General features: G+C 52.4%; 16 protein-coding genes. 6 read left to right on the top strand and 10 right to left on the bottom strand.

The features are described 5' to 3' along the window. Positions 1 to 489 precede the first annotated feature (489 nt). A complete protein-coding gene (locus tag HV229_RS00945) occupies positions 490 to 1,248 on the bottom strand; it encodes an SDR family oxidoreductase (protein ID WP_016157705.1) in 759 nt (252 codons plus the stop codon). Positions 1,249 to 1,367: 119 nt separating this feature from the next. Here HV229_RS00945 and HV229_RS00940 point away from each other — a divergent pair, with 119 nt between their 5' ends. The 3 genes from HV229_RS00940 (at position 1,368) to HV229_RS00930 (ending at position 4,960) form a co-directional block, all read left to right on the top strand. After that, complete coding sequence (locus tag HV229_RS00940; RefSeq protein ID WP_016157706.1) at positions 1,368 to 2,267, top strand: LysR family transcriptional regulator; 900 nt, start codon at positions 1,368 to 1,370, stop codon at positions 2,265 to 2,267. 47 nt (positions 2,268 to 2,314) lie between these two features. After that, positions 2,315 to 3,343: an inner membrane protein YhjD gene (yhjD, locus tag HV229_RS00935; protein ID WP_016154892.1), complete on the top strand. Its 1,029-nt coding sequence runs from the start codon at positions 2,315 to 2,317 to the stop codon at positions 3,341 to 3,343. Positions 3,344 to 3,637: 294 nt separating this feature from the next. Then, on the top strand, positions 3,638 to 4,960 hold the full coding sequence (locus tag HV229_RS00930; protein WP_003023312.1) for an MFS transporter: 1,323 nt from the start codon (positions 3,638 to 3,640) through the stop codon (positions 4,958 to 4,960). Between the two features lie 93 nt (positions 4,961 to 5,053). On the opposite strand, the gene HV229_RS00925 is transcribed toward HV229_RS00930, so the two are convergent. Both HV229_RS00925 and pdeH read right to left on the bottom strand, forming a co-directional pair. Further along, a complete protein-coding gene (locus HV229_RS00925) occupies positions 5,054 to 7,114 on the bottom strand; it encodes an AsmA family protein (protein ID WP_181546701.1) in 2,061 nt (686 codons plus the stop codon). Between the two features lie 76 nt (positions 7,115 to 7,190). Beyond that, positions 7,191 to 7,958, bottom strand: coding sequence for a cyclic-guanylate-specific phosphodiesterase (gene pdeH / locus HV229_RS00920; RefSeq protein ID WP_016157708.1), 768 nt, complete (start codon positions 7,956 to 7,958; stop codon positions 7,191 to 7,193). Between the two features lie 230 nt (positions 7,959 to 8,188). Here pdeH and HV229_RS00915 point away from each other — a divergent pair, with 230 nt between their 5' ends. Further along, the gene (locus tag HV229_RS00915; protein ID WP_104651753.1) at positions 8,189 to 9,118 is read left to right on the top strand and encodes a sugar kinase; all 930 of its coding nucleotides are present in this window, start codon (positions 8,189 to 8,191) and stop codon (positions 9,116 to 9,118) included. 64 nt (positions 9,119 to 9,182) lie between these two features. Here HV229_RS00915 and HV229_RS00910 read toward each other — a convergent pair whose 3' ends face one another. The 4 genes from HV229_RS00910 to HV229_RS00895 all read right to left on the bottom strand — a co-directional run bounded on the left by HV229_RS00910 (position 9,183) and on the right by HV229_RS00895 (position 14,683). Beyond that, the gene (locus tag HV229_RS00910) at positions 9,183 to 10,676 is read right to left on the bottom strand and encodes a pitrilysin family protein (RefSeq protein WP_047358202.1); all 1,494 of its coding nucleotides are present in this window, start codon (positions 10,674 to 10,676) and stop codon (positions 9,183 to 9,185) included. Positions 10,677 to 10,898: 222 nt separating this feature from the next. Then, positions 10,899 to 12,185 (bottom strand): C4-dicarboxylate transporter DctC, encoded by a 1,287-nt coding sequence (dctA, locus tag HV229_RS00905; RefSeq protein ID WP_003023301.1) that lies wholly within the window; start codon positions 12,183 to 12,185, stop codon positions 10,899 to 10,901. A gap of 157 nt (positions 12,186 to 12,342) precedes the next feature. Beyond that, a complete protein-coding gene (gene hmsP, locus HV229_RS00900; protein ID WP_032931922.1) occupies positions 12,343 to 14,349 on the bottom strand; it encodes a biofilm formation regulator HmsP in 2,007 nt (668 codons plus the stop codon). Between the two features lie 226 nt (positions 14,350 to 14,575). Beyond that, positions 14,576 to 14,683, bottom strand: coding sequence for a type I toxin-antitoxin system toxin Ldr family protein (locus HV229_RS00895; RefSeq protein ID WP_016154898.1), 108 nt, complete (start codon positions 14,681 to 14,683; stop codon positions 14,576 to 14,578). A 425-nt stretch (positions 14,684 to 15,108) separates the two neighbouring features. On the opposite strand from HV229_RS00895, the gene megL reads away from it, so the two are divergent. Beyond that, complete coding sequence (gene megL / locus HV229_RS00890; RefSeq protein WP_181546699.1) at positions 15,109 to 16,305, top strand: methionine gamma-lyase; 1,197 nt, start codon at positions 15,109 to 15,111, stop codon at positions 16,303 to 16,305. 117 nt (positions 16,306 to 16,422) lie between these two features. Further along, on the top strand, positions 16,423 to 17,721 hold the full coding sequence (locus tag HV229_RS00885) for an amino acid permease (RefSeq protein WP_046274482.1): 1,299 nt from the start codon (positions 16,423 to 16,425) through the stop codon (positions 17,719 to 17,721). Between the two features lie 33 nt (positions 17,722 to 17,754). On the opposite strand, the gene HV229_RS00880 is transcribed toward HV229_RS00885, so the two are convergent. The 3 genes from HV229_RS00880 to dppD form a co-directional block, all read right to left on the bottom strand. Beyond that, positions 17,755 to 18,957, bottom strand: coding sequence for a sigma 54-interacting transcriptional regulator (locus HV229_RS00880; RefSeq protein WP_016154900.1), 1,203 nt, complete (start codon positions 18,955 to 18,957; stop codon positions 17,755 to 17,757). A gap of 176 nt (positions 18,958 to 19,133) precedes the next feature. Then, on the bottom strand, positions 19,134 to 20,138 hold the full coding sequence (dppF, locus tag HV229_RS00875; protein WP_003827418.1) for a dipeptide ABC transporter ATP-binding subunit DppF: 1,005 nt from the start codon (positions 20,136 to 20,138) through the stop codon (positions 19,134 to 19,136). Continuing rightward, positions 20,135 to 21,118: a dipeptide ABC transporter ATP-binding protein gene (gene dppD, locus HV229_RS00870; RefSeq protein WP_019078085.1), complete on the bottom strand. Its 984-nt coding sequence runs from the start codon at positions 21,116 to 21,118 to the stop codon at positions 20,135 to 20,137. Before dppD ends, dppF begins: the two co-directional genes overlap by 4 nt. Positions 21,119 to 21,125 lie beyond the last annotated feature (7 nt).

Below are 21,125 nucleotides of genomic sequence, written 5' to 3'. Positions count from 1 at the left end.
TATTATCCGAGGGGCAAAATATGAAGTCACCATTTGGCGGAGGTCATTTTACCGATAGACGGAGAAGAAAGAAGCAGACGTTATAAATAGTTACAGCTGAAACCAAAGAATCACATAAAGGATCAAAATCGGGGTCAAATATTCAGAAAATCCTTAATGTTTGATGTTCAAACCTGGATTACTAATATTAATAATCCGGAGTTTATATTCTTAGCTAAAAATAAGGAACTCACGATAACAGACAAATATGTTACAAAACAAAATATCGCATTAAATGATCATTCGGGCATGAGAATGGGGAGGTGATCATGGTTTCTGATGCAACAAATCCACTCCCGAAGAAGAATGAACTCTTAAGAACGTTTATCCCCGATCTCTTTCCGCGGTATCAGATTCCAAATAATACCGGCAAACGCCATCAGCTATATTTTGACCTCTGATAGCGCGCCAGTTTTCTCTTGCTCAAAAGGCTAAGTAAGAGGCGGTCGATTACAGGAACATCCCGCCAGAGACTTCGATACGCTGTGCCGTCATCCAGGCCAGTTCATCGCTGAGCAACGCAGCAATGGCGTCGCCAATATCGTCCGGTAACCCAACACGCCCCAGCGCCGTCTGCGATGCAATGTAGGCATTCAATTGCGCATTATCCCGCACGTTTCCGCCGCTAAAATCCGTCTCGATTGCCCCAGGCGCAATAATATTCGCCGTAATGCCGCGCTCTCCCAGCTCCTTCGCCTGGTAACGGGTTAACACCTCCATCGCCCCTTTCATGGCAGCGTAAGCGCTGTAACCCGGTAGCGCAAAGCGCGACAATCCGGTCGAGACATTAAGAATTCGTCCGCCGTTGTTGATCAGCGCCAGCAGGTTCTGTGTCAGGAAAAAAGGTCCTTTAAAATGGATGTCCAAAAGCTGGTCAAATTGCGCTTCAGTGAACGCCGGATACGGTGCGTTAATGCCAACTCCGGCATTGTTCAATAAATAATCAAAGGTGTCGCTTTGCCAGTGCGTTTGTAGGGTTTCCTGCACCTGTTTGACAAACTGAGGGAAAGTGGAAATATTTCCGACGTTCAACGGTAATGCTGCAGCTTTACCGCCAGATTGGCGAATTTCATCTACAACCTGCTGCGCTTCTTTTTCATTGCTGTTCCACGTCAGGATGACACCAATGCCTTTACTCGCCAGCTTTAGCGCCGCGTTTTTACCGAGTCCACGGCCGCCGCCGGTCACCAATGCGATACGTTGCGTCATAAGAAACCTCATTTCAGGTGTTGTGAAGATTGAGACAAAGCTTATTAGGTGGTAGAAAAACAATAAATACCGCTAACTGCGCATTACTGTTTCATTTAGAACAACAATAGGGCATGAGAATGGATAAAATTCACGCAATGCAGTTGTTCATCCGCGTCGCAGAACTGGAGAGCTTTTCGCGCGCGGCAGACACCCTCGGACTTCCTAAAGGTAGCGTATCGCGTCAAATCCAGGCCCTGGAAAATCACCTGGGCACACAGTTGTTGCACCGCACAACCCGCCGCGTTCAGCTCACGCAAGACGGCATGATCTATTACGAACGAGCGAAAGATTTGTTGAGCAATCTCGATGAACTGGATGGGCTATTCCATCACGACCCGGCCAGCATCAGCGGCAAGCTGCGCGTCGATATGCCGGTTGGTGTGGCGAGAAATCTGGTGATGCCCCGCTTACCGGCCTTCTTGCATCAGTATCCGGGGCTTGAGCTCGAACTTAGCAGCAGCGACCGCCTGGTAGACTTGATCCGCGAAGGCTTCGACTGTGTGGTACGCGTGGGGACGCTGAAAGATTCAGGGCTGATTGCGCGCCCGCTGGGAAAACTCACGCAGATTAACTGCGCCAGCCCGCAATACCTCGCCCGATTTGGTTATCCGGAAAGCCTGGAGGATTTAGCCTCGCATGCGGTGGTGCACTACTCAGTCAATTTGGGAACACGTGCGCAAGGCTTTGAAGTGGCGACAGACAACGGTGCTAAATGGGTTAAAACCGGCGGCATGCTGACGGTGAACAGTACCGAAACGTATCATGCGGCATGTCTTGCCGGTCTGGGCATTATTCAGGTACCGCGCGTGGGCGTGCGTGATGCCCTGCGCGCCGGTACGCTGATTGAAGTATTGCCGCAATATCGCGCCGAACCATTACCGGTTTCATTGCTCTATCCGCATCGCCGTAACCTCTCCCGCCGCGTACATCTGTTTATGGAATGGCTGACCGGCGTGATGAAAGACTATGTGGACTGACAAGCTATACTGTCCTGAGAATGAACAGAACAAGGATTACTGCCCTGATGACGCAGGAAAAAGAGATTAAACGCCCCATTCAGGAACTTGAGCACGCACCAATCCCAAAAATTGAGACCCTGGAGCGTAAGAATACAGAAACCAACGGTAAGACCAACCAGGCGCTGAAAACCGCCCTGACCTTCGCCGATAAAATTCAACGCCAGCCCATGATTGCCCATCTGATTCGCGCCGCGGAGAGATTTAACGATCGTATGGGAAATCAGTTTGGCGCCGCCATTACCTACTTCTCGTTTCTGTCGATGATCCCTATCCTGATGGTGTCGTTTGCCGCCGCGGGTTTTATTCTCGCTTCGCACCCTACGCTGTTGCAGGATATCTTCAGCAAAATCCTGCTCAACGTCAGCGATCCGACGCTCGCCTCCACGCTGAAAAACACCATCAATACCGCCGTTCAGCAACGCACCACCGTCGGTCTGGTGGGTCTTGCCATCGCGCTCTATTCCGGAATTAACTGGATGGGAAACTTGCGCGAAGCTATTCGTGCCCAGTCGCGGGATGTCTGGGAGCGGACCCCACAGGATCAGGAAAAAATTTGGGTCAAATATCTGCGTGATTTTGTCTCATTGATTGGCTTACTGATTGCGCTGATTGTTACGCTGTCCATTACCTCCATCGCCGGTTCCGCCCAGCAGATGATTATCTCTGCGCTGTATCTCGACGGCATCGAATGGCTGAAGCCCGCCTGGCGGCTGATCGGCCTGACCATCTCTATTTTCGCCAACTACTTGCTATTCTTCTGGATTTTCTGGCGGCTACCGCGTCACCGACCGCGCAAAAAAGCGCTCATTCGCGGCACGTTTATCGCGGCACTGGGGTTTGAAGTCATCAAAATGATCATGACGTACACGCTGCCATCACTGGTGCAATCGCCGTCAGGCGCGGCGTTTGGTTCCGTACTTGGCTTGATGGCGTTCTTCTACTTCTTCGCCCGTCTGACTCTGTTTTGCGCTGCCTGGATTGCCACAGCAGAATACAAAGACGACCCGCGTATGCCGGGGAAAACCCACCGCTAATCTTTGTTAACTGCCGGATAACGCTGCGCTTATCCGGCCAACCCAATGCTTACGTCGAAATTCTGCGCATTATCAGAATTAAAATCCAGCCCGTAACTTTTGTTTAACCAAAAACCAGTTTTATCATCCAAGTTTTAAATTATGTGAAGCATTTCATGGAAGTGAAATCTCCAGCCTAAAAATTATCCCCTTTTTGCTCTATTTTTGACCGATCGCATGGTTTGTTACAGATTGAAATGTCTCTTTTGCTGTGCGTAATATGACCTTTCGTTCGACCAAAAATAAGAAAATATTATGCAAGCAACAGCCACAACGCTCGACAACGAACAGGAACACACCCCGGTCAACTCGCGCAATAAAGTCGTCGTCGCCTCACTCATTGGCACTGCCATTGAGTTCTTCGACTTCTATATCTACGCCACCGCCGCGGTGATCGTGTTCCCCCATATCTTCTTCCCGCAGGGGGATCCGACCGCGGCAACGCTGCAGTCCCTTGCCACCTTTGCTATCGCCTTTGTGGCACGGCCTATCGGTTCTGCTGTGTTCGGGCATTTTGGCGATCGCGTAGGGCGTAAAGTCACGCTGGTTGCCTCACTGCTCACTATGGGGATCTCGACGGTTGTCATTGGCCTGCTGCCGGGCTATGAAACTATCGGTATTTTCGCCCCGCTGCTGCTGGCGCTGGCGCGTTTTGGTCAGGGTTTAGGACTGGGCGGTGAATGGGGCGGCGCGGCGTTACTGGCGACGGAAAACGCACCGCCGCGTAAACGCGCGCTGTACGGATCATTCCCGCAGTTGGGCGCACCTATCGGCTTCTTCTTCGCCAACGGCACTTTCCTGCTGCTCTCCTGGCTGCTGACCGACGAGCAGTTTATGAGCTGGGGCTGGCGCGTACCGTTCATCTTCTCTGCGGTGCTGGTGATTATCGGTCTGTACGTTCGCGTTTCGCTGCATGAATCCCCGGTCTTTGCCAAAGTGGCTGCGGCGAAAAAACAGGTGAAAATCCCGCTGGGTACCCTGCTGACAAAACATGTCCGCGTGACGATCCTCGGCACGTTCATCATGCTGGCGACCTATACGCTGTTCTATATCATGACCGTCTATTCCATGACGTTCAGCACCGCCGCGGCGCCTGTAGGGCTTGGCCTGCCGCGTAATGAAGTGTTGTGGATGCTGATGATGGCGGTTATTGGCTTTGGCGTCATGGTGCCGGTGGCGGGCCTGCTGGCCGATGCGTTTGGTCGTCGCAAGAGCATGCTCATCATCACCACGCTTATTATTCTGTTTGCGCTGTTTGCCTTTAAACCGCTGCTCGGCTCTGGCAATCCGGTGCTGGTGTTCGCCTTCCTGTTGCTTGGTTTGAGCCTGATGGGTTTGACATTTGGTCCGATGGGCGCGCTACTGCCGGAGCTGTTCCCGACCGAAGTGCGCTACACGGGGGCGTCGTTCTCGTACAACGTTTCGTCGATTCTTGGTGCTTCCGTTGCCCCTTACATTGCCGCATGGCTGCAGGCGAATTACGGCCTGGCGGCGGTCGGTACGTATCTGGCATCAATGGCGGCGTTAACGCTGATTGCGCTGCTGTTAACCCACGAAACCCGCCATCAGTCATTGTGATTTTTTGGCTGTAACCACCGTCTGCGGCCTACGTTGAGCATGAAATGTAGGCCGCAGAAGCGAAGCGTTAGCGCCATCCGACAACGGCAAAAATCACTTCTTCATTTGCGACAAAATGGTCCGGCATTGATTAGCGTCTCCTTCAGAAGGTGAAATCAGCGCCAACAAGGCCGCCGCGGGCGTCACTAACGTTGCCAGCGCGGCAGCAACCGCACCGCGCGCAATCAGCGGCCCGGCCTTCACACCGGTCTGCGGATTCTTAAAGGTGCCGCGAACATACAGCGGCGAACGCAGGGTAATAATACGAATGCCTTTGCTCTCCGGATCAATGGTTAAATCCAGTTGCTCCGACGCAAAACTCGCCGTACCAGTGACATTAATGACCGCGTTTTCCGTGTCGAAGGCAAAAATCTGCGGGCGGGCTACGCCGTTAACAATATCCAGATTCGCCGCCGCGCAGTTCACCCGCACCTCGTCATCACCAAATATCTGTCCAACAAGATAGTTGCCCAGATTCAAGCCAACAATTTCCATCAGATTCCGGCTGATCAAACCGTCGTTCATCAGCAGCTTCAGGTTGCCATTGCTGTTACCAAGCAGCGCCGCTACCGAGTTTCCGCTCCCGCTAAACCTGGCGTCACCGTTCATTTCACCGAGCGTTTTCTGCATCAGCTCCACATCCGGCATCAGCGCTTTTAGCTTCAGGCGGCGAGCCTGGATGTCCGCCTGCCCCCGCATCGGCTTTTTATCCCCTTCCAGATGGATGCTGGAGACAATGCTGCCTCCCGCGAGGCCAAATTTCAGCGGCTGCAGGCGCAGGTCGGCATTTTTCAGGATGATATGGGTGGAGAGATCGCTGATTGGCAGGCTACTGCCGTGCTCAATACGCCGTCCTTTGAAACGTACGTCAGCGTCCATCACGTTCCATTTGTCGGTTTCAAAACGGTCATACGGCAAGACCTTGTCCGCGGGCTGGACGCTCTTCTCACCTTTGCGCTGTTCAGATTGTTTGGCCCGCTCCGACCCTTTGCCTGAATCCACACCGATCAGCGGCCCCAAATCAGCCAGCCTCAGTTGGCGTGACTCAACATCCCCTTTCAGCATTGGGCGCGGCTTACCGGTGGTATAGGTCAGCGTTCCGTGAATATCGCTGTCGCCAATTCGGCCATTAAAATCGCGGTAATCAAAAACAGAGGATTTTTCCGGGTCAATTTTCGCGACCAGATGTCCGTCGGTTTCAAACGGCGGCGTATCCGGGAGCAGCACGCCGGTCAAATCGTACAAATCCCCTAGCGAATCTCCCGAGAATTTAAGCCGCAGATCCGCCCCGCCCATATTCATCGGATCGTTTATCGTACCCATAAACGCCACACGCGTATTACCCGAACGGAAATCAGCCTGAATCGGGAAAGGGGTTCCTTCACCGCGCAGCGCCAGCATTCCGCCTATTTTCCCGCTACCGCTTAGCGGTTCGCCGTTATATCGGCCTTGCGCTTTCAGACCAAACACGTAGTCCTCAATGTGGGCGTTGCTCTCTTTACTTTTTGCGCCAGTCACTTCGCTAAAGGGCAACGGCTTACCCAGCGGATCGACCAGGATCTCAATCTCTGACTTCGTCACCTTATCGTTAATGGCGATGCGCCCTTGGTCGAACAGAATGTTATCCAGCCGGAAAGACCAGGCTGATGGCGGCGCTTTGGGATCGCGGTTTTCATCCCCTGCCAGGTTAAAGGTCCAGTTATTGTTTTCCTCCGACAGGCGGATAAGCCGTGCATCGGGTTTTACCAGCTTGATCCACGGGAGCCAGACGGTTTTTGTCAGCAACGCCAGTGGGGCGAGCGTTGCTTCAACGCGCGGGAGATGCACCATGGTGACGTCAGGAATGTCCGGCGGGTTGCCGAGGATGATATCCTCAGCATGAACATGCGGCCACGGAACCCAGCTACGCCAGCCGGTTTCCTGTTTTTGGCGTTCCCAAACCACGCCCAGGTCACCCCGTATGGCGAAGGGACGGTTGAGTTCTGTAGAGACTTTCTGGTTGATGGTCGGTTTGAGCCGGTTCCAGTCAAATGTCGCAATCACGATGATGAGTACGACGATCAACAACAAGAAAACCCCTATTACTGAAGTGGTTATTTTGCCTGTTCTCGTCATGTTTAACCTCCTTACTTTCTTCCTTGCCTGTCCTAAAGATAGTCCAGCAGAGGAAAGGAGGCGCTCTACATCCTTATCAAAGCGACAGAATTACGTCTTCAAGGGTATCCAGAGGCACTGGACGAGAGAGAAAATAGCCTTGCGCAGCGAAAGCCGGTGAGTTTTGCACATCACGCCACTCTTCCAGCGTTTCAACGCCTTCGACAATCACACCGCGGCAATAGCGGTTCATCAGCTGTAACAGCAGCGTAAAGAGATTGCGGCCCTCCGGCGTCTGGCGCAGCATGACAAACAGATCCCGCGCCACTTTGATATAGTCGTAACTCACTTCGCTCAGAGCCGAGAAGTTTGCCATTCCGGTACCAAAATCATCCAGCCAGAGCGGGCCAAACTCGCACATTGAGGCGAACGACGAACCTTTCGGCAAGCGGATATGCTCCACCAGTTCAAAGCGCAGCCACGGCAGACATTCGATGATTTTCAGGATTTCGGGATCCTGGCGCATTGCAATCAGCGTTGGCCCGTCGACATTCACGGATGCCAGCAGATCGTGGGCTTTGAAAAACGCCCCTTTTTGTTCAAGCTGTACGAGCTGCTCTTTCACCACATCTACACGATGTCGTACGGCCACTTCGGCGAAATAGCGGTCCGGCGCGATACGTTGGGAGGGGTTTTCAGGATGGCTCACGACGGTCAGCAGCTCAACGGCCATCAGCCGTCCGTTGGTCTGATAAATCGGCTGGTAGGTGTAAGCACGCTCGCACTGCAGCCAATAGCGTCTCTCCTGCAAGTTTTCAATACTCGCATCGAGCGTAATTAGCTGCTGGGTAACCTGCTTTATCATCTGAGATGTCCTGTAAATAAGAGTGTGACTGACCGGACTCGTCAAAGGTTATCGGCGCTCAGGCGAAGAACTTTACGTTCAGCCCTACGCAAAATAGAAACTAAGCGGCAAAAAACGACGCAGAACACGTGCTGGCTCAAAAAAATAATGGAACGATGTTTTAATATAGTTGACCACTTAACACCCACAGCGCACACTAACGCTAATTTTTTTCAGAGCAGGTTACGACTATGTCCAGAAAGATTGCCGTGATTGGCGAATGCATGATTGAGCTGTCACAGAAAGGCGCTGACGTTCAGCGCGGATTCGGTGGCGACACGTTGAATACATCCGTTTATATCGCCCGTCAGGTCGATGCTGCGGTACTTTCCGTACACTATGTGACTGCGCTGGGTACCGACAGTTTTAGCCAACAAATGCTGGAATCCTGGCAGAGCGAAAATGTGGATACCTCATTAACCCAACGCATGGAAAACCGCCTGCCGGGCCTCTATTACATTGAAACCGATAGCACCGGCGAGCGCACCTTCTATTACTGGCGTAATGAAGCCGCCGCAAAATTCTGGCTTGAGAGCGAACAGTCCGCCGCTATTTGCGAAGAACTGGCGACATTTGACTATCTGTATCTGAGCGGAATCAGCCTGGCTATTTTAAGCCCGGCAAGTCGTGACAAGCTGCTGTCGCTGCTGCAAGAATGCCGCGCCAACGGTGGAAAGGTCATTTTTGACAATAACTACCGCCCACGTCTGTGGAGCAGTAAAGAAGAGACCCAGCAGGTGTATCAGCAAATGCTGGAATGCACCGATATCGCGTTCCTGACGCTGGATGATGAAGACGCGCTGTGGGGTGAAAAACCGGTTGCCGAGGTGATTGCCCGTACTCACGCGGCTGGCGTACAGGAAGTGGTTGTGAAACGCGGTGCTGACTCTTGCCTGGTTTCCATCGCAGGCGAAGAACTCATCGACGTTCCGGCCGTAAAACTACCGAAAGAGAAGGTTATCGATACGACCGCTGCGGGAGACTCCTTCAGCGCCGGGTATCTGGCGGTACGTCTGACCGGTGGCGATGCCGCTGATGCCGCAAAACGCGGCCACCTGACGGCAAGCACCGTTATTCAGCATCGTGGGGCGATTATTCCTCGCGACGCCATGCCGCAATAATTTGGCGTTCTGGCAGGCCGGATTAGACGTTAACGTTGCGTCCGGCCTGCAGGTCACGATTCCCTTATTGCACCGGCGGGATGTCCGTCACTTCAGAATGTGATTCATCCGTTTCTACCGACGTTGCCGCGGCGGTAACCGGCGCCATAATGCTATCCCACGTCGCCTGCAGATCCTTCATATTGAATTCAGGTTCACCCTTCGGCTGCAACAGAATTAACGCCATATCTTGCGACAGTTGCTGACGCAGGTCCTGATTCAGCATCTCAACACTCAGGTTGTTCAGGAAGCTCTGACGTAAACGCTGATACTGTTCAGGCGCAATATCTACGACCTGGTTTTGCAACGAGCGCAAACGCTGGCTGATCAAAATATCGGTATCGGTGCGACCATAGGTGGCAAACAGCTTCTGCAGTTCCAGATTCTTTTGCGCCACCAGCGCATTAAACTCTTCTTCCGGCAGCCCCTTATCGCGCACTTTGGCCAGCTCACGCGCAACCGTGCTGAGGTTCGCGTTCAGCTTACCGTTCGGTGATTCAACGTTAATGGCACATTGCGCGCGCAGGAACAGCACCCGACAGTCAAAGCCAAGGCCAATGTCTTTGGCATTGTTTTTGGTGAGCTCCTGCTGAATGTGCCAGAACAACGCTTCACGGGCTAAATCAGCGCGCCAGTAACGTAACAGCGCGGCAGATTCACGGATCGGCTGCCACGGCGTATCCCACATAATAGACAGGCGATCCTGACGTACCGCATCGGTCATTATGCTTACGGCCTCTGCACGCAGCGGAGAGAGCGTGGGTACCGGCGCAGGCGTTTCACGTTTACCTTTTAATTCGCCAAAGGTTTTATTGATTTGATCAGCCACGCTGCGCGCATCTACGTTACCGACGATAATCAGCGTCATCGCATCCGGGGTATACCATTTCTGGTAGAAGGACTGGATTTTCGTCGCATCAACAGGCGTTTTCAGCGGATCGGCAGGATCGTGACCCAGTAGCGTCGATCCCTTCAGACGATAGCGCCACCATCCCTCTTTGGTATCTGACGGCCAGGTTGCAACCATATCTTCGCTACTCAGCGCATGATTGACCGATTCAGGGGTGATGCTCAGATTACCGGAAATATTCGCCAGATAAGAAAGTGACTCTTTCAGCAGATCGTTACGGCTGTTAGGCAGACTGAGGTTATACAGCGTGGAATCATAGGAAACGATAACGGGCGGCATGGGACGACTGGGATCGAACCCCTGCTGCCACAGAGAACGGGCTTGCGTAGCATCGAGGCCACCGCTTTGCGTCAGCGCGATACGCGGGATCGCATGGCTGAAACCACTCTGTTGTGTACTTTCGGTGAGTGAACCGGTATTGACCAGCAGGCGAACCTCAATACGGTCGCTGGGGCGCTGGGGAGTGGCTAAGACTTGCCACTGTAAACCATTTGCCAGCGTGCCCTGTTGCCACGCCGGGTCAGGCTGGAGCGCATCTGCCTGCACATAGCCGGCAGTGGCCATCATCAGCAAGCCGCCCGCTAAAAGTCGAATTTTTGTGCCCTGCATGTGAACCCCTGATCAACTATCCTGGAAATAAAAAGACAGCCCGCGAGAGGACTCTCTGAATATGACGTTAAAAACACTTCGTGTTAGACCGCAAGAACATAAAAATGTCACGGAGGAAGTGAAAAAATCCCGACGCCGCCGAATCGGCGGTTTCAGGCACAGGGGTTAATTATGCGCAAACGCCCGCAGTCCTGGAAGGGACTACGGGCATAAGTGGAGAGATTAAGAGGATATTTCGTGCGTTTTGCCATCCGGCGCACGATTATTCAGCACATCATCCAGCTTTTTATGGTCCAGTTCTTTCACCCATTTCGCTACTACAACAGTTGCCACACCGTTACCGACCAGGTTAGTCAGCGCACGGGCTTCAGACATAAAGCGGTCAATACCGAGAATCAGCGCCAGACCAGCAACCGGCAAATGGCCCACAGCGGAGATAGTCGCGGCCAGAACAATGAAGCCACTCCCGGTCACACCCGCAGCACCTTTTGAAGAGAGCAGGAGCACCACCAGCAGGGTTATCTGATGGAAGATATCCATATGGCTGTTGGTGGCCTGAGCGATAAATACCGCCGCCATCGTCAGATAGATTGATGTCCCATCAAGGTTAAACGAGTAGCCCGTGGGTATAACCAACCCGACAACCGACTTGCGACAGCCGAGTTTTTCCATCTTATCGAGCATACGCGGCAGCGCGGACTCGGAAGAAGAGGTACCCAGAACGATCAGCAGTTCTTCACGGATATAGCGGATGAATTTGAAAATGCTGAAGCCGGTTGCGCGCGCAATCGAGCCCAACACCACAACCACAAACAGAATACAGGTGATGTAAAAACAGATGATCAACTGACCCAACTGCACCAGCGTCCCGACGCCATATTTACCGATGGTAAAGGCCATGGCACCGAAAGCACCGATCGGCGCCAGGCGCATGATCATGTTGATGATGCCAAAAATAACCTGCGAGAAGCTTTCAATCACGTTGAAAATCATCTGGCCTTTGCTACCTAAACGATGCAGCGCAAAACCAAACATAACCGCAAACAGCAATACCTGCAGGATGTTGCCACTGGCGAACGCGCCAATGACGCTACCCGGGATAATATCCATCAGGAAGCCTACGATCCCCTGGTCTTTTGCCTGTTCGGCGTAAATCGCAACCGCTTTGGCATCCAGCGTCGCCGGATCGACGTTCATACCGGCACCGGGTTGCACCACGTTGACGATGATAAGGCCGATGATCAGCGCAATCGTACTGACAATTTCAAAATAAAGCAGTGCAACCGCACCGGTGCGGCCTACGGCTTTCATACTTTCCATGCCTGCAATGCCGGTCACGACAGTACAGAAGATGACAGGTGCGATGACCATTTTGATGAGCTTCACGAAAGCATCACCAAGTGGCTTCATTTGGGCGCCTAATTCAGGGTAGTAATGGCCAAGGAGGATACCTATGGCAATTGCTGTCAGGACCTGAAAGTAAAGGCTTTTGAATATAGAGGTTTTCATAGGGTGTCCTTAAAGTAAAAACCACAGGTCTTGTAAGGTTTTGTTTAACCTGCGGCCTTAAAGTAACACCCACACAACATGACAGAAATGCGCCTGGATCATAATTGATACAGAAATGTTAAAAATTTTGAGCTGGCTCGCACAAGCGAGACCTTTTTTAACTTTTGTAATCAGCGTTTTTCGGCGTCAGATAACGTTCTTCGAAGATATTCGCCGGAACCGGCCGGGCAAACAGGAACCCTTGTGCCACTTCTACCCCCGCTTGTGATAACCATTCGCGTTGCGCTTCGGTTTCGACGCCCTCAGCGATCATCTGCAAATTGAGGCTATGCGCCAACTGAATGATGGCGGAGATCATGCTGCAATCTTCAGGGACGCCATCGACAAACATCTTATCGATTTTGAGTACATCCACCGGGAGCGACTTCATGTGCTGCAGCTGCCGCAGACCCGCATAGCCCATACCAAAATCGTCCAGCGCGATACGCACACCCGCGTTGCGCAGCGGGCGTAAAATAGCCACAGCGGCGTTAGGATCATCAATATGCCGGCTTTCGGTCACTTCCAGAATCAACGTCCCAGGCTTGATGCGATAGCGGTTTAGCAATTCCAGCAGATCCGACACCATACTCGGGTGCATCAGCTGCAGCGCAGACAGGTTCACCGAGAGCGGCAACATCAGGCCGCGTTCCTGCCAGGCTGACAGCTGGCGGCATGTCTCCTCCAGCACCCAGTAACCGACCGTCACCATCAGGCCACAGGACTCAATCCTGTCGATTAACCCTTCTGGCAGCTCCCAGCTTCCGTCTGGCTGCTGCATTCGCAATAATGCTTCTGCGCTCAATACCTTACCGCTGGACATCTCCACCTGCGGCTGCATCCAGAGCGCAAACTGATGGTTATCCAGCGCGGTAAGAATATCGTTCTCTTCCGTCAAACGCTGTTGCGCCTCTTCCATCTGCAACGGGTCAAAGAACTGAATCCGGTTTTTACCCTTGTGACGCGACGTTAACACGGCTGAGAGTGCGCGGTGGTAAAGCTGTTCTGCGGTCAAATCGCCATTAAACATCGCCACCCCAATGTTACAGGTTGGACGTAGTTGAATGCCCTGAATCGGTAATCGCTCGTTAACGATAGTGAGCACTTGCTGACCTAGCGTAATAGCGTGCCAGGGTTCTTTCACACCATGTGCGATGATGGCAAAGTCATAGCCGCTCACCTGGGTAAGCACCATTCTGGGGGCCAATACTGACTTCAGCTTTTCAACCAGCGTAAGCAGCAGGATTTCCCGCTGGGTCTCGGATAACACACCCGCGGTATCACGTAGGGTTTCGCAGGTGACAATCATCAACGCCGTAGTCTGCTGACGATTCACAACCTGCTCCAGCAGCGCCATCAGAAACGACTTGTTGGGCAGCTCAGAAACCGGGAATCGCATTGAATGGTCGCTTTGCTCTTCACTGCGGCGCTGAATCAGTTGCTGATTGAGGTTGTAGCTACGCACCAGCAGGCCAATCTCGTCGTCCTGATGCAGACGCGGCAATGCCAGCTGATAGCCAATCAGATCCTGCTGGGGAATGTCGTTCAGCTCACGCGCTATTTTACGTAATGGATGCAAAATCAATCTGTTAATACACCATGAGATGGCTACCGTGAGTATTAACGAGAGAAGTAAGTAAATGGTCACTAACGTTGAGAGCGTACTCATCACGAACTTGTACATACGGTACGAATCCGCCTGTAGCACCAGATACGCCAGCGGTTGCGGATTCGCTGAACGCTCAAGAGAATAGACCGGCAGCGAAATTTGTACCGGAAGTTCAAACAGGCGAGTCACAGTAACCGGAACCGGGCGTTCAGGAATAAAGCTCATCCGCAGCGCCTGAAACTGATTGGGAAGCACCACATCGGCGCGGCTGACCACGCCTGCTGGTCGAATACTTCTTAAAATAGCTTCGGCTTCGGGAATATCCCCTTTCAGGATCGTGCCCGACAGAGGCTCACGGACGGAGCGAGCGATACTTTCCAGTTGCGTAGCCGTGTTGTAGCGATTCTGCTGGACCAGATGGAACAACAAAACGGTGCAAAAAATAAACACAAACACCATGACAACGGCCGCAACCATTGCCATCTGCTTAATTGTTAACGAGCGACTGACACGCAAACTGACTCTCCACGGATAGACGAAACTGCCGTCAGAGTATACCCGATCGTAGCGGTATTAAGAGAGGCGGTATCTGAAAACTTCCCAGCATGCATTATCCCGACAGGATAGGCACCTGGCGACGAGATTTATCAGCATTTAAGCCGAAAAAGGCCGCAAGGTTCCCCCCTGCGGCCTGGTTCGGGCGCATGTTGCCATCACGGCAGACAGACGCCCACAACGTGCATTACTTCCTGTTACGCAGCCAGCTCACAATCAGGCTGGCAATAATGCCAGCGATGATCGGAGCCGCTAAATCGTGCCAGAAGGCCACGCCTAACTGTGCGAGCGTCATATAGCCGCCTGTGTTGCAATGGCAACTGTTCACGGCTATTCTTGAGTTGTTCAGGTTCAAGTTAGCCCCCGTTTTGTTGCCAGGTTTATACCGAACAACGTGCGGGGGTTTTCTCTTTCCAGCAACCGATGCCGCCGGGGATCAAGCCCCCGCAACATTGCGCCTCACCGGGAATTACCGGCTTGCCGCAGATTCTACGGTAGCCTACTTGCCATATCACTGCGCAATATACGGCTCTGCGTAGCGCCTCGCATTTCACCTGTTTTCTCACCATTACGCTGGAAAGATTCTTGCCAGTTGGCAACATTCCTGCCTCTCTTCAATACAGAAAAAGACATATCTCATTGATATCTATGCCTTCATTTTCTGGCACAGCGATTGCTATTTGACTGTGAGCTGTTCTGTTCCGAATCAAAGGAGATATCATGTCTGACTGTCGTACTTACGGATTCAACACCCAGATCGTTCACGCGGGGCAACAACCCGACCCTTCTACTGGCGCGCTCAGTACGCCTATTTTCCAGACTTCAACGTTTGTTTTTGACAGCGCCGAACAAGGTGCCGCCCGCTTTGCGCTCGAGGAGTCCGGGTACATTTACACCCGTTTGGGTAACCCCACCACCGATGCGCTGGAGAAAAAGCTGGCGGTACTGGAAAGAGGTGAAGCCGGGCTGGCAACCGCATCCGGTATTTCTGCCATCACCACCACGCTGCTGACGTTGTGCCAGCAGGGCGACCATATCGTTTCCGCCAGCGCGATTTACGGCTGCACCCACGCGTTTTTGTCGCACAGCATGCCGAAGTTTGGGATTAACGTCAGCTTCGTCGATGCGGCAAAGCCTGAAGAAATCCGCGCCGCCATGCGCCCGGAAACCAAAGTAGTGTATATCGAAACGCCCGCTAACCCGACGCTGTCGCTGGTCGACATTGAAACGGTAGCCGGTATGGCCCATCAACAAGGCGCATTGCTGGTGGTGGATAACACCTTTATGTCACCGTACTGCCAGCAGCCTTTACAGCTAGGCGCGGATATTGTGGTGCACAGCGTCACTAAATATATCAACGGTCACGGAGACGTGATTGGCGGGATCATTGTTGGTAAGCAGGAGTTTATTGACCAGGCGCGGTTTGTTGGTCTGAAAGATATCACCGGCGGCTGCATGAGCCCTTTCAACGCGTGGCTGACGCTACGCGGCGTTAAAACACTGGGTATACGTATGGAACGCCACTGTGAAAACGCATTGAAAATCGCCCGCTTCCTCGAGGGGCATCCATCCATTACCCGCGTTTATTATCCTGGCTTGTCTTCACACCCGCAGTATGAGCTGGGCCAGCGACAGATGAGCCTGCCAGGAGGAATTATCAGCTTCGAAATCGCTGGCGGCCTCGAGGCTGGCAGACGGATGATCAATTCTGTAGAATTGTGCCTCCTCGCGGTCAGTCTCGGTGATACCGAAACCCTCATTCAGCACCCAGCGTCTATGACACATTCGCCCGTTGCGCCAGAGGAACGGCTTAAAGCAGGTATTACCGACGGGCTTATCCGTCTTTCTGTGGGTCTTGAAGATCCAGAAGATATTATTAACGACCTTGAACACGCCATCAGAAAGGCAACATTCTGACCATTATGACCTGAAGCGACGCCAATCGGTTCAGGTTGTTGAGAATCAAGGCACAACAGTCTGGTAATACGCGCAATCCTGTTTCGGGGAGAGCGCGTATTTTGGGCAGGGGGTTCTATGCAGGACGACACATTACAACTAAGCAACAATACAGCAACCACCGTACCATTCTCAAAGAAAATACCGTTTACGAAATATGACTTTGGCTGGGTATTACTGTGTATCGGTATGGCAATTGGTGCCGGAACGGTACTGATGCCGGTACAAATAGGCTTAACAGGCATTTGGGTATTTATCGTCGCCTTTATTATTGCCTATCCAGCAACCTATATTGTGCAGGATATTTATTTAAAAACATTATCAGAAAGTGAAACTTGTAATGACTATACCGATATTATCAGTCATTACCTGGGGAAAAACTGGGGTGTATTTCTTGGCGTCATCTATTTTTTGATGATTATTCACGGCATATTTATCTATTCCTTATCCGTGGTTTTTGACAGTGCCTCATATATCAAAACCTTCGGCTTAACCGATGCCGATCTTTCACAATCGATAATCTATAAAGTGGCCATTTTTGCCGTGCTGGTGGCCATTGCTTCCGGGGGAGAAAAGCTGCTGTTTAAAATCTCCGGCCCGATGGTGGTAGTCAAAGTGGGGATCATCATCGTGTTTGGTTTTGCGATGGTTCCGCACTGGAACTTCTCTAATATCAGCGCATTCCCTGAAGCATCGGTCTTCTTTCGCGACGTGCTGCTGACCATCCCGTTCTGCTTCTTCTCGGCGGTGTTTATTCAGGTGTTGAACCCAATGAACATCGCCTACCGCAAGCGGGTAGCGGACCGGGTTCTGGCCACCCGCATGGCAATACGCACGCATCGCATCAGTTACATTACGCTGATTGCGGTCATTCTGTTTTTCTCATTCTCTTTTACCTTTTCTATTAGTCATGAAGAGGCCGTTTCGGCCTTCGAACAAAATATTTCCGCACTGGCGCTGGCAGCGCAAGTCATTCCTGGGCAAATTATTCATATCACCTCAACGGTGCTAAATATCTTCGCCGTATTAACCGCATTCTTTGGTATTTATCTGGGGTTCCACGAGGCGATTAAGGGTATTATTCTTAATGTTCTGAGCCGCGTTATTGATGTGGAGAAAATTAATCCCCTGGTGCTTACGCTGGGTATTTGCACCTTTATTGTTATCACCCTGGTGATCTGGGTGTCATTTCGTGTATCGGTACTGGTGTTCTTCCAGTTGGGTAGCCCACTTTACGGGATTGTGTCCTGTATTATTCCGTTTTTCCTGATCTATAAAGTAACGCAACTGGAAAAACTACGCGGGCTGAAAACCTGGCTAATCCTGTTGTACGGGATCCTGCTGTGCCTGTCGCCATTATTGAAGCTGATTGACTAATCCGTTTACAGCGCCGTCAGTCACTGACGGCGCTTAACTCACACTCTCCAGTTGATAGCTGCGAATTTTATTCAGTACCGTGGTATGTGACACCCCCAGCGCTTTAGCGATATGCCGCGACGACACATTCTCTTCCACCATCTGTTCAATAAGCTGGCGTTCAGCACACAAAACCTGTTCTTTAAAAGGACGCTCTGTCGGCGTCAGCTCAACAGCAGGCAAATTCACCATCCCTAATTCTTCCCGCGTAATGACGTCGGATTCCGCCATCAGCATCAGGCGAATGATGGTATTTTCCAGTTCGCGAACGTTTCCCGGCCAGGTGTGATGATGCAGGGCATCAAAGCAGGCTTTATCCAGAATGATCCGTCGCTGGAATTCCTTCGCGTATTTCTGCACAAAGTGGCGAATCAATAGGCTGATATCCTGCGGGCGCTCCCGCAGGGGCGGAATGGTCAGTGAAAGTACATTAATGCGGTAATAGAGATCGGCGCGCAGCAGACGTTGTTCCACCATCTCTTCCAGATTGGCGTTGGTTGCCACAATAATGCGCACATTGACCGGAATAATTTGCGCCCCGCCAACGCGACGGATCCCACCATCCTGAAGTACGCGCAGTAATTTAGCCTGTAAGCTCAGCGACATTTCACCAAATTCATCGAGAAAAAGGGTGCCTTTATCGGCCATTTCAAACAGCCCTTTTTTGCCTTTACAATCTGCACCGCTAAAAGCCCCTTTCTCATAGCCAAAGAATTCACTCTCCATCAACGACTCAGGTAGCGCAGAGCAGTTGACCGGAATAAACGGATAAAAACGTCGCTGCCCGGAATTATGGATAGCCCGGGCCAGAAGTTCTTTGCCAGTACCCGTATCGCCGCGGATCAAAACGGTATATTTGCTGTCGGCAATTTTTATCGCCTTTTCGATAAGCGAGTGCATGCTCTGGCTGCTACAAATAATGTCAGAGAAATAGCGCGGGCGTTCCGGCTCAGGCGTTGACAGTTCGCTTATCTCTTCACACAGGTAAGCGACGTTAATAATATCGGCGCGCCGACCTAAACAGGATTGCACGCAGGAAATATCCTGTAACTGGCGGCACCAGGATTTAATCAGGATCCGTCCAGGTGTGACTTTCATGGAGATGATATTGATATCGCAGCAGGAAAATTCCTTCAGGACATCCTCAACCATCGACAGACGATCAATTGTTTTAATATCCCAGCGTATCGTGACCACATTTGCTCCTGACAGTTAGCAACTGCGAAATAGATATTTCTGTGACGAGAGGAAATCTGACTACATTTTAGACGCTGTGGAATAATGTTCTGCCAGAGGACTCACATTGTGGACGTAAAAACAAAATATAAAAAAACCGGAGCACAAGGCTCCGGTTATCAGGTCATAACCCACGTTTATTGCTGTGGATTTTCATCCTGGTCAACAGCGAAACAGGCCACGAGTTGTCCACCGTAATCCTTCAGCTGCGGCTGAAGCTGGGTACACGGACCAAAACGCCGACGGCAGCGGGCATTGAACGCACAGCCCGGCGGTGGATTCAGCGGGCTTGGCAGCTCACCGGTCAGCTTGATACGCTCGCGGCGATCGTCCGGATTCAGGCGTGGCGTCGCGGAGAGCAGCGCCTGCGTATACGGATGACGCGGATTATTGAAGATCTGATCCTTCGTTCCTTTTTCCACGCAACGGCCTAAATACATCACCATCACCTCATCGGCAATGTGCTCTACCACCGACAGGTCGTGCGAGATAAAGACGTATGACAGCCCCAGTTCCTGCTGCAAATCCATCATCAGGTTCAGCACCTGCGCACGAACAGAAACGTCCAGCGCCGAGACCGGTTCGTCGGCAATCACCACGTCTGGATCAAGCATCAGCCCGCGAGCGATGGCAATACGCTGACGCTGACCGCCGGAGAACATGTGCGGATAGCGGTCGTAGTGCTCGGTTTTCAGCCCCACTTTCGCCATCATCGCCAGCGCTTTTTCACGACGCTCCTCTTTACTTAGCGTGGAGTTGATCAGCAGCGGCTCTTCCAGAATCTGCCCTACTTTCTTGCGCGGGTTCAGGGAACCGTAAGGGTTCTGGAACACAATCTGGATTTTCTGCCGGCGCAGCTTCTGCGCCTGCGGGTCGTGCTTAAGCAGATCCTGCCCCTGGTAATACAGCTCGCCGCCGGTCGGGACTTCAATCATCGTCAGCAGGCGACCAAGGGTGGATTTCCCACAGCCTGACTCGCCTACCACCGCCAGCGTTTTGCCGCGTTCCAGGGTAAAGGAGACGCCGTCCAGCGCTTTCACCAGGCGTTCCGGGGCGAACATCCCCTTCTTCACCGGGTAGTGTTTTTTCAGGTCAATTGCCTGCAACAGCGGCTGTGGCAAAGCGGCCTTTTGCGTACTCATAGCCCAGGCCTCCCGGCATCATCAAGTGGGTAGTGGCATTTCGACTGACGACCGCCTTCCAGCAGGTTCAGTTCAGGTTCTTCAGCGCGGCATTTGTCAGTCGCATAGGGGCAGCGCGGGTTCAGTAAACAACCGGTCGGGCGGTCATATTTACCTGGCACCACGCCCGGCAACGAAGCCAGACGCGCTTTATCCTGAGCGAACTCCGGCAACGCGCGCAGCAACGCCTGGGTATACGGATGACGCGGCGCGCGGAAAATATCCTGCGCGGCACCGGTTTCCACTACCTGCCCGGCGTACATCACAATGATCTTGTGCGCCGCTTCGGCCACCAGCGCCAGGTCGTGCGTGATTAAGACCAGCGCCATGTTCTCTTTTTGCTGCAATTCCAGCAGTAGCTCGATGATCTGCGCCTGAATGGTCACATCCAGCGCCGTTGTCGGTTCGTCGGCAATCAACAGCTTTGGACGACAGGCAATCGCCATCGCGATCATCACGCGCTGGCTCATCCCACCAGACAACTGGTGCGGATAGACATCCAGACGCGAGGCCGGGTCGGGGATCCCCACCAGCGTCAGCAGGTCAATCGCCCGCTGAATACGCGTTTTTTTGTTGCCGCCCTGGTGCACCTTAATGGCTTCCATAATCTGGTAGCCGACGGTGTAGCACGGGTTAAGGCTGGTCATCGGGTCCTGGAAGATCATCGCCACTTCCGCGCCCACTAACTGGCGACGCTCTTTCTCAGAGATGCGCTTCAGGTCACGACCATTAAACTCCAGATTTTCGGCCATAACGCGACCTGGGTAGTCAATCAGTCCCATGATCGCCAGCGAGCTGACGGACTTACCAGAACCGGATTCCCCTACAATGCCAACCACTTCACCCTGGTTCACGCTGTAACTAATGCGGTCTACGGCACGGAATTCGGACCCCACATCGCCGAAGTGCACCGATAATTTATCTACATTTAATAACGCCATCTCGAAC

Origin of the sequence: Citrobacter sp. RHBSTW-00524 (assembly GCF_013747755.1) — a bacterium.
Lineage (GTDB): Bacteria > Pseudomonadota > Gammaproteobacteria > Enterobacterales > Enterobacteriaceae > Citrobacter > Citrobacter braakii.
The sequence above is the reverse complement of the archived record's forward strand: the minus strand, read 5'-3'. Positions and strand labels throughout refer to the sequence as shown.

Bases quoted from the DNA above. Each gene is read 5' to 3' on its own strand.
- HV229_RS00945 (WP_016157705.1), bottom strand. From the start codon at position 1,248: ATGACGCAACGTATCGCATTGGTGACCGGCGGCGGCCGTGGACTCGGT.
- HV229_RS00940 (WP_016157706.1), top strand. From the start codon at position 1,368: ATGGATAAAATTCACGCAATGCAGTTGTTCATCCGCGTCGCAGAACTG.
- yhjD (WP_016154892.1), top strand. From the start codon at position 2,315: ATGACGCAGGAAAAAGAGATTAAACGCCCCATTCAGGAACTTGAGCAC.
- HV229_RS00930 (WP_003023312.1), top strand. From the start codon at position 3,638: ATGCAAGCAACAGCCACAACGCTCGACAACGAACAGGAACACACCCCG.
- HV229_RS00925 (WP_181546701.1), bottom strand. From the start codon at position 7,114: ATGACGAGAACAGGCAAAATAACCACTTCAGTAATAGGGGTTTTCTTG.
- pdeH (WP_016157708.1), bottom strand. From the start codon at position 7,958: ATGATAAAGCAGGTTACCCAGCAGCTAATTACGCTCGATGCGAGTATT.
- HV229_RS00915 (WP_104651753.1), top strand. From the start codon at position 8,189: ATGTCCAGAAAGATTGCCGTGATTGGCGAATGCATGATTGAGCTGTCA.
- HV229_RS00910 (WP_047358202.1), bottom strand. From the start codon at position 10,676: ATGCAGGGCACAAAAATTCGACTTTTAGCGGGCGGCTTGCTGATGATG.
- dctA (WP_003023301.1), bottom strand. From the start codon at position 12,185: ATGAAAACCTCTATATTCAAAAGCCTTTACTTTCAGGTCCTGACAGCA.
- HV229_RS00895 (WP_016154898.1), bottom strand. From the start codon at position 14,683: ATGACGCTCGCACAGTTAGGCGTGGCCTTCTGGCACGATTTAGCGGCT.
- megL (WP_181546699.1), top strand. From the start codon at position 15,109: ATGTCTGACTGTCGTACTTACGGATTCAACACCCAGATCGTTCACGCG.
- HV229_RS00885 (WP_046274482.1), top strand. From the start codon at position 16,423: ATGCAGGACGACACATTACAACTAAGCAACAATACAGCAACCACCGTA.
- dppF (WP_003827418.1), bottom strand. From the start codon at position 20,138: ATGAGTACGCAAAAGGCCGCTTTGCCACAGCCGCTGTTGCAGGCAATT.
- dppD (WP_019078085.1), bottom strand. From the start codon at position 21,118: ATGGCGTTATTAAATGTAGATAAATTATCGGTGCACTTCGGCGATGTG.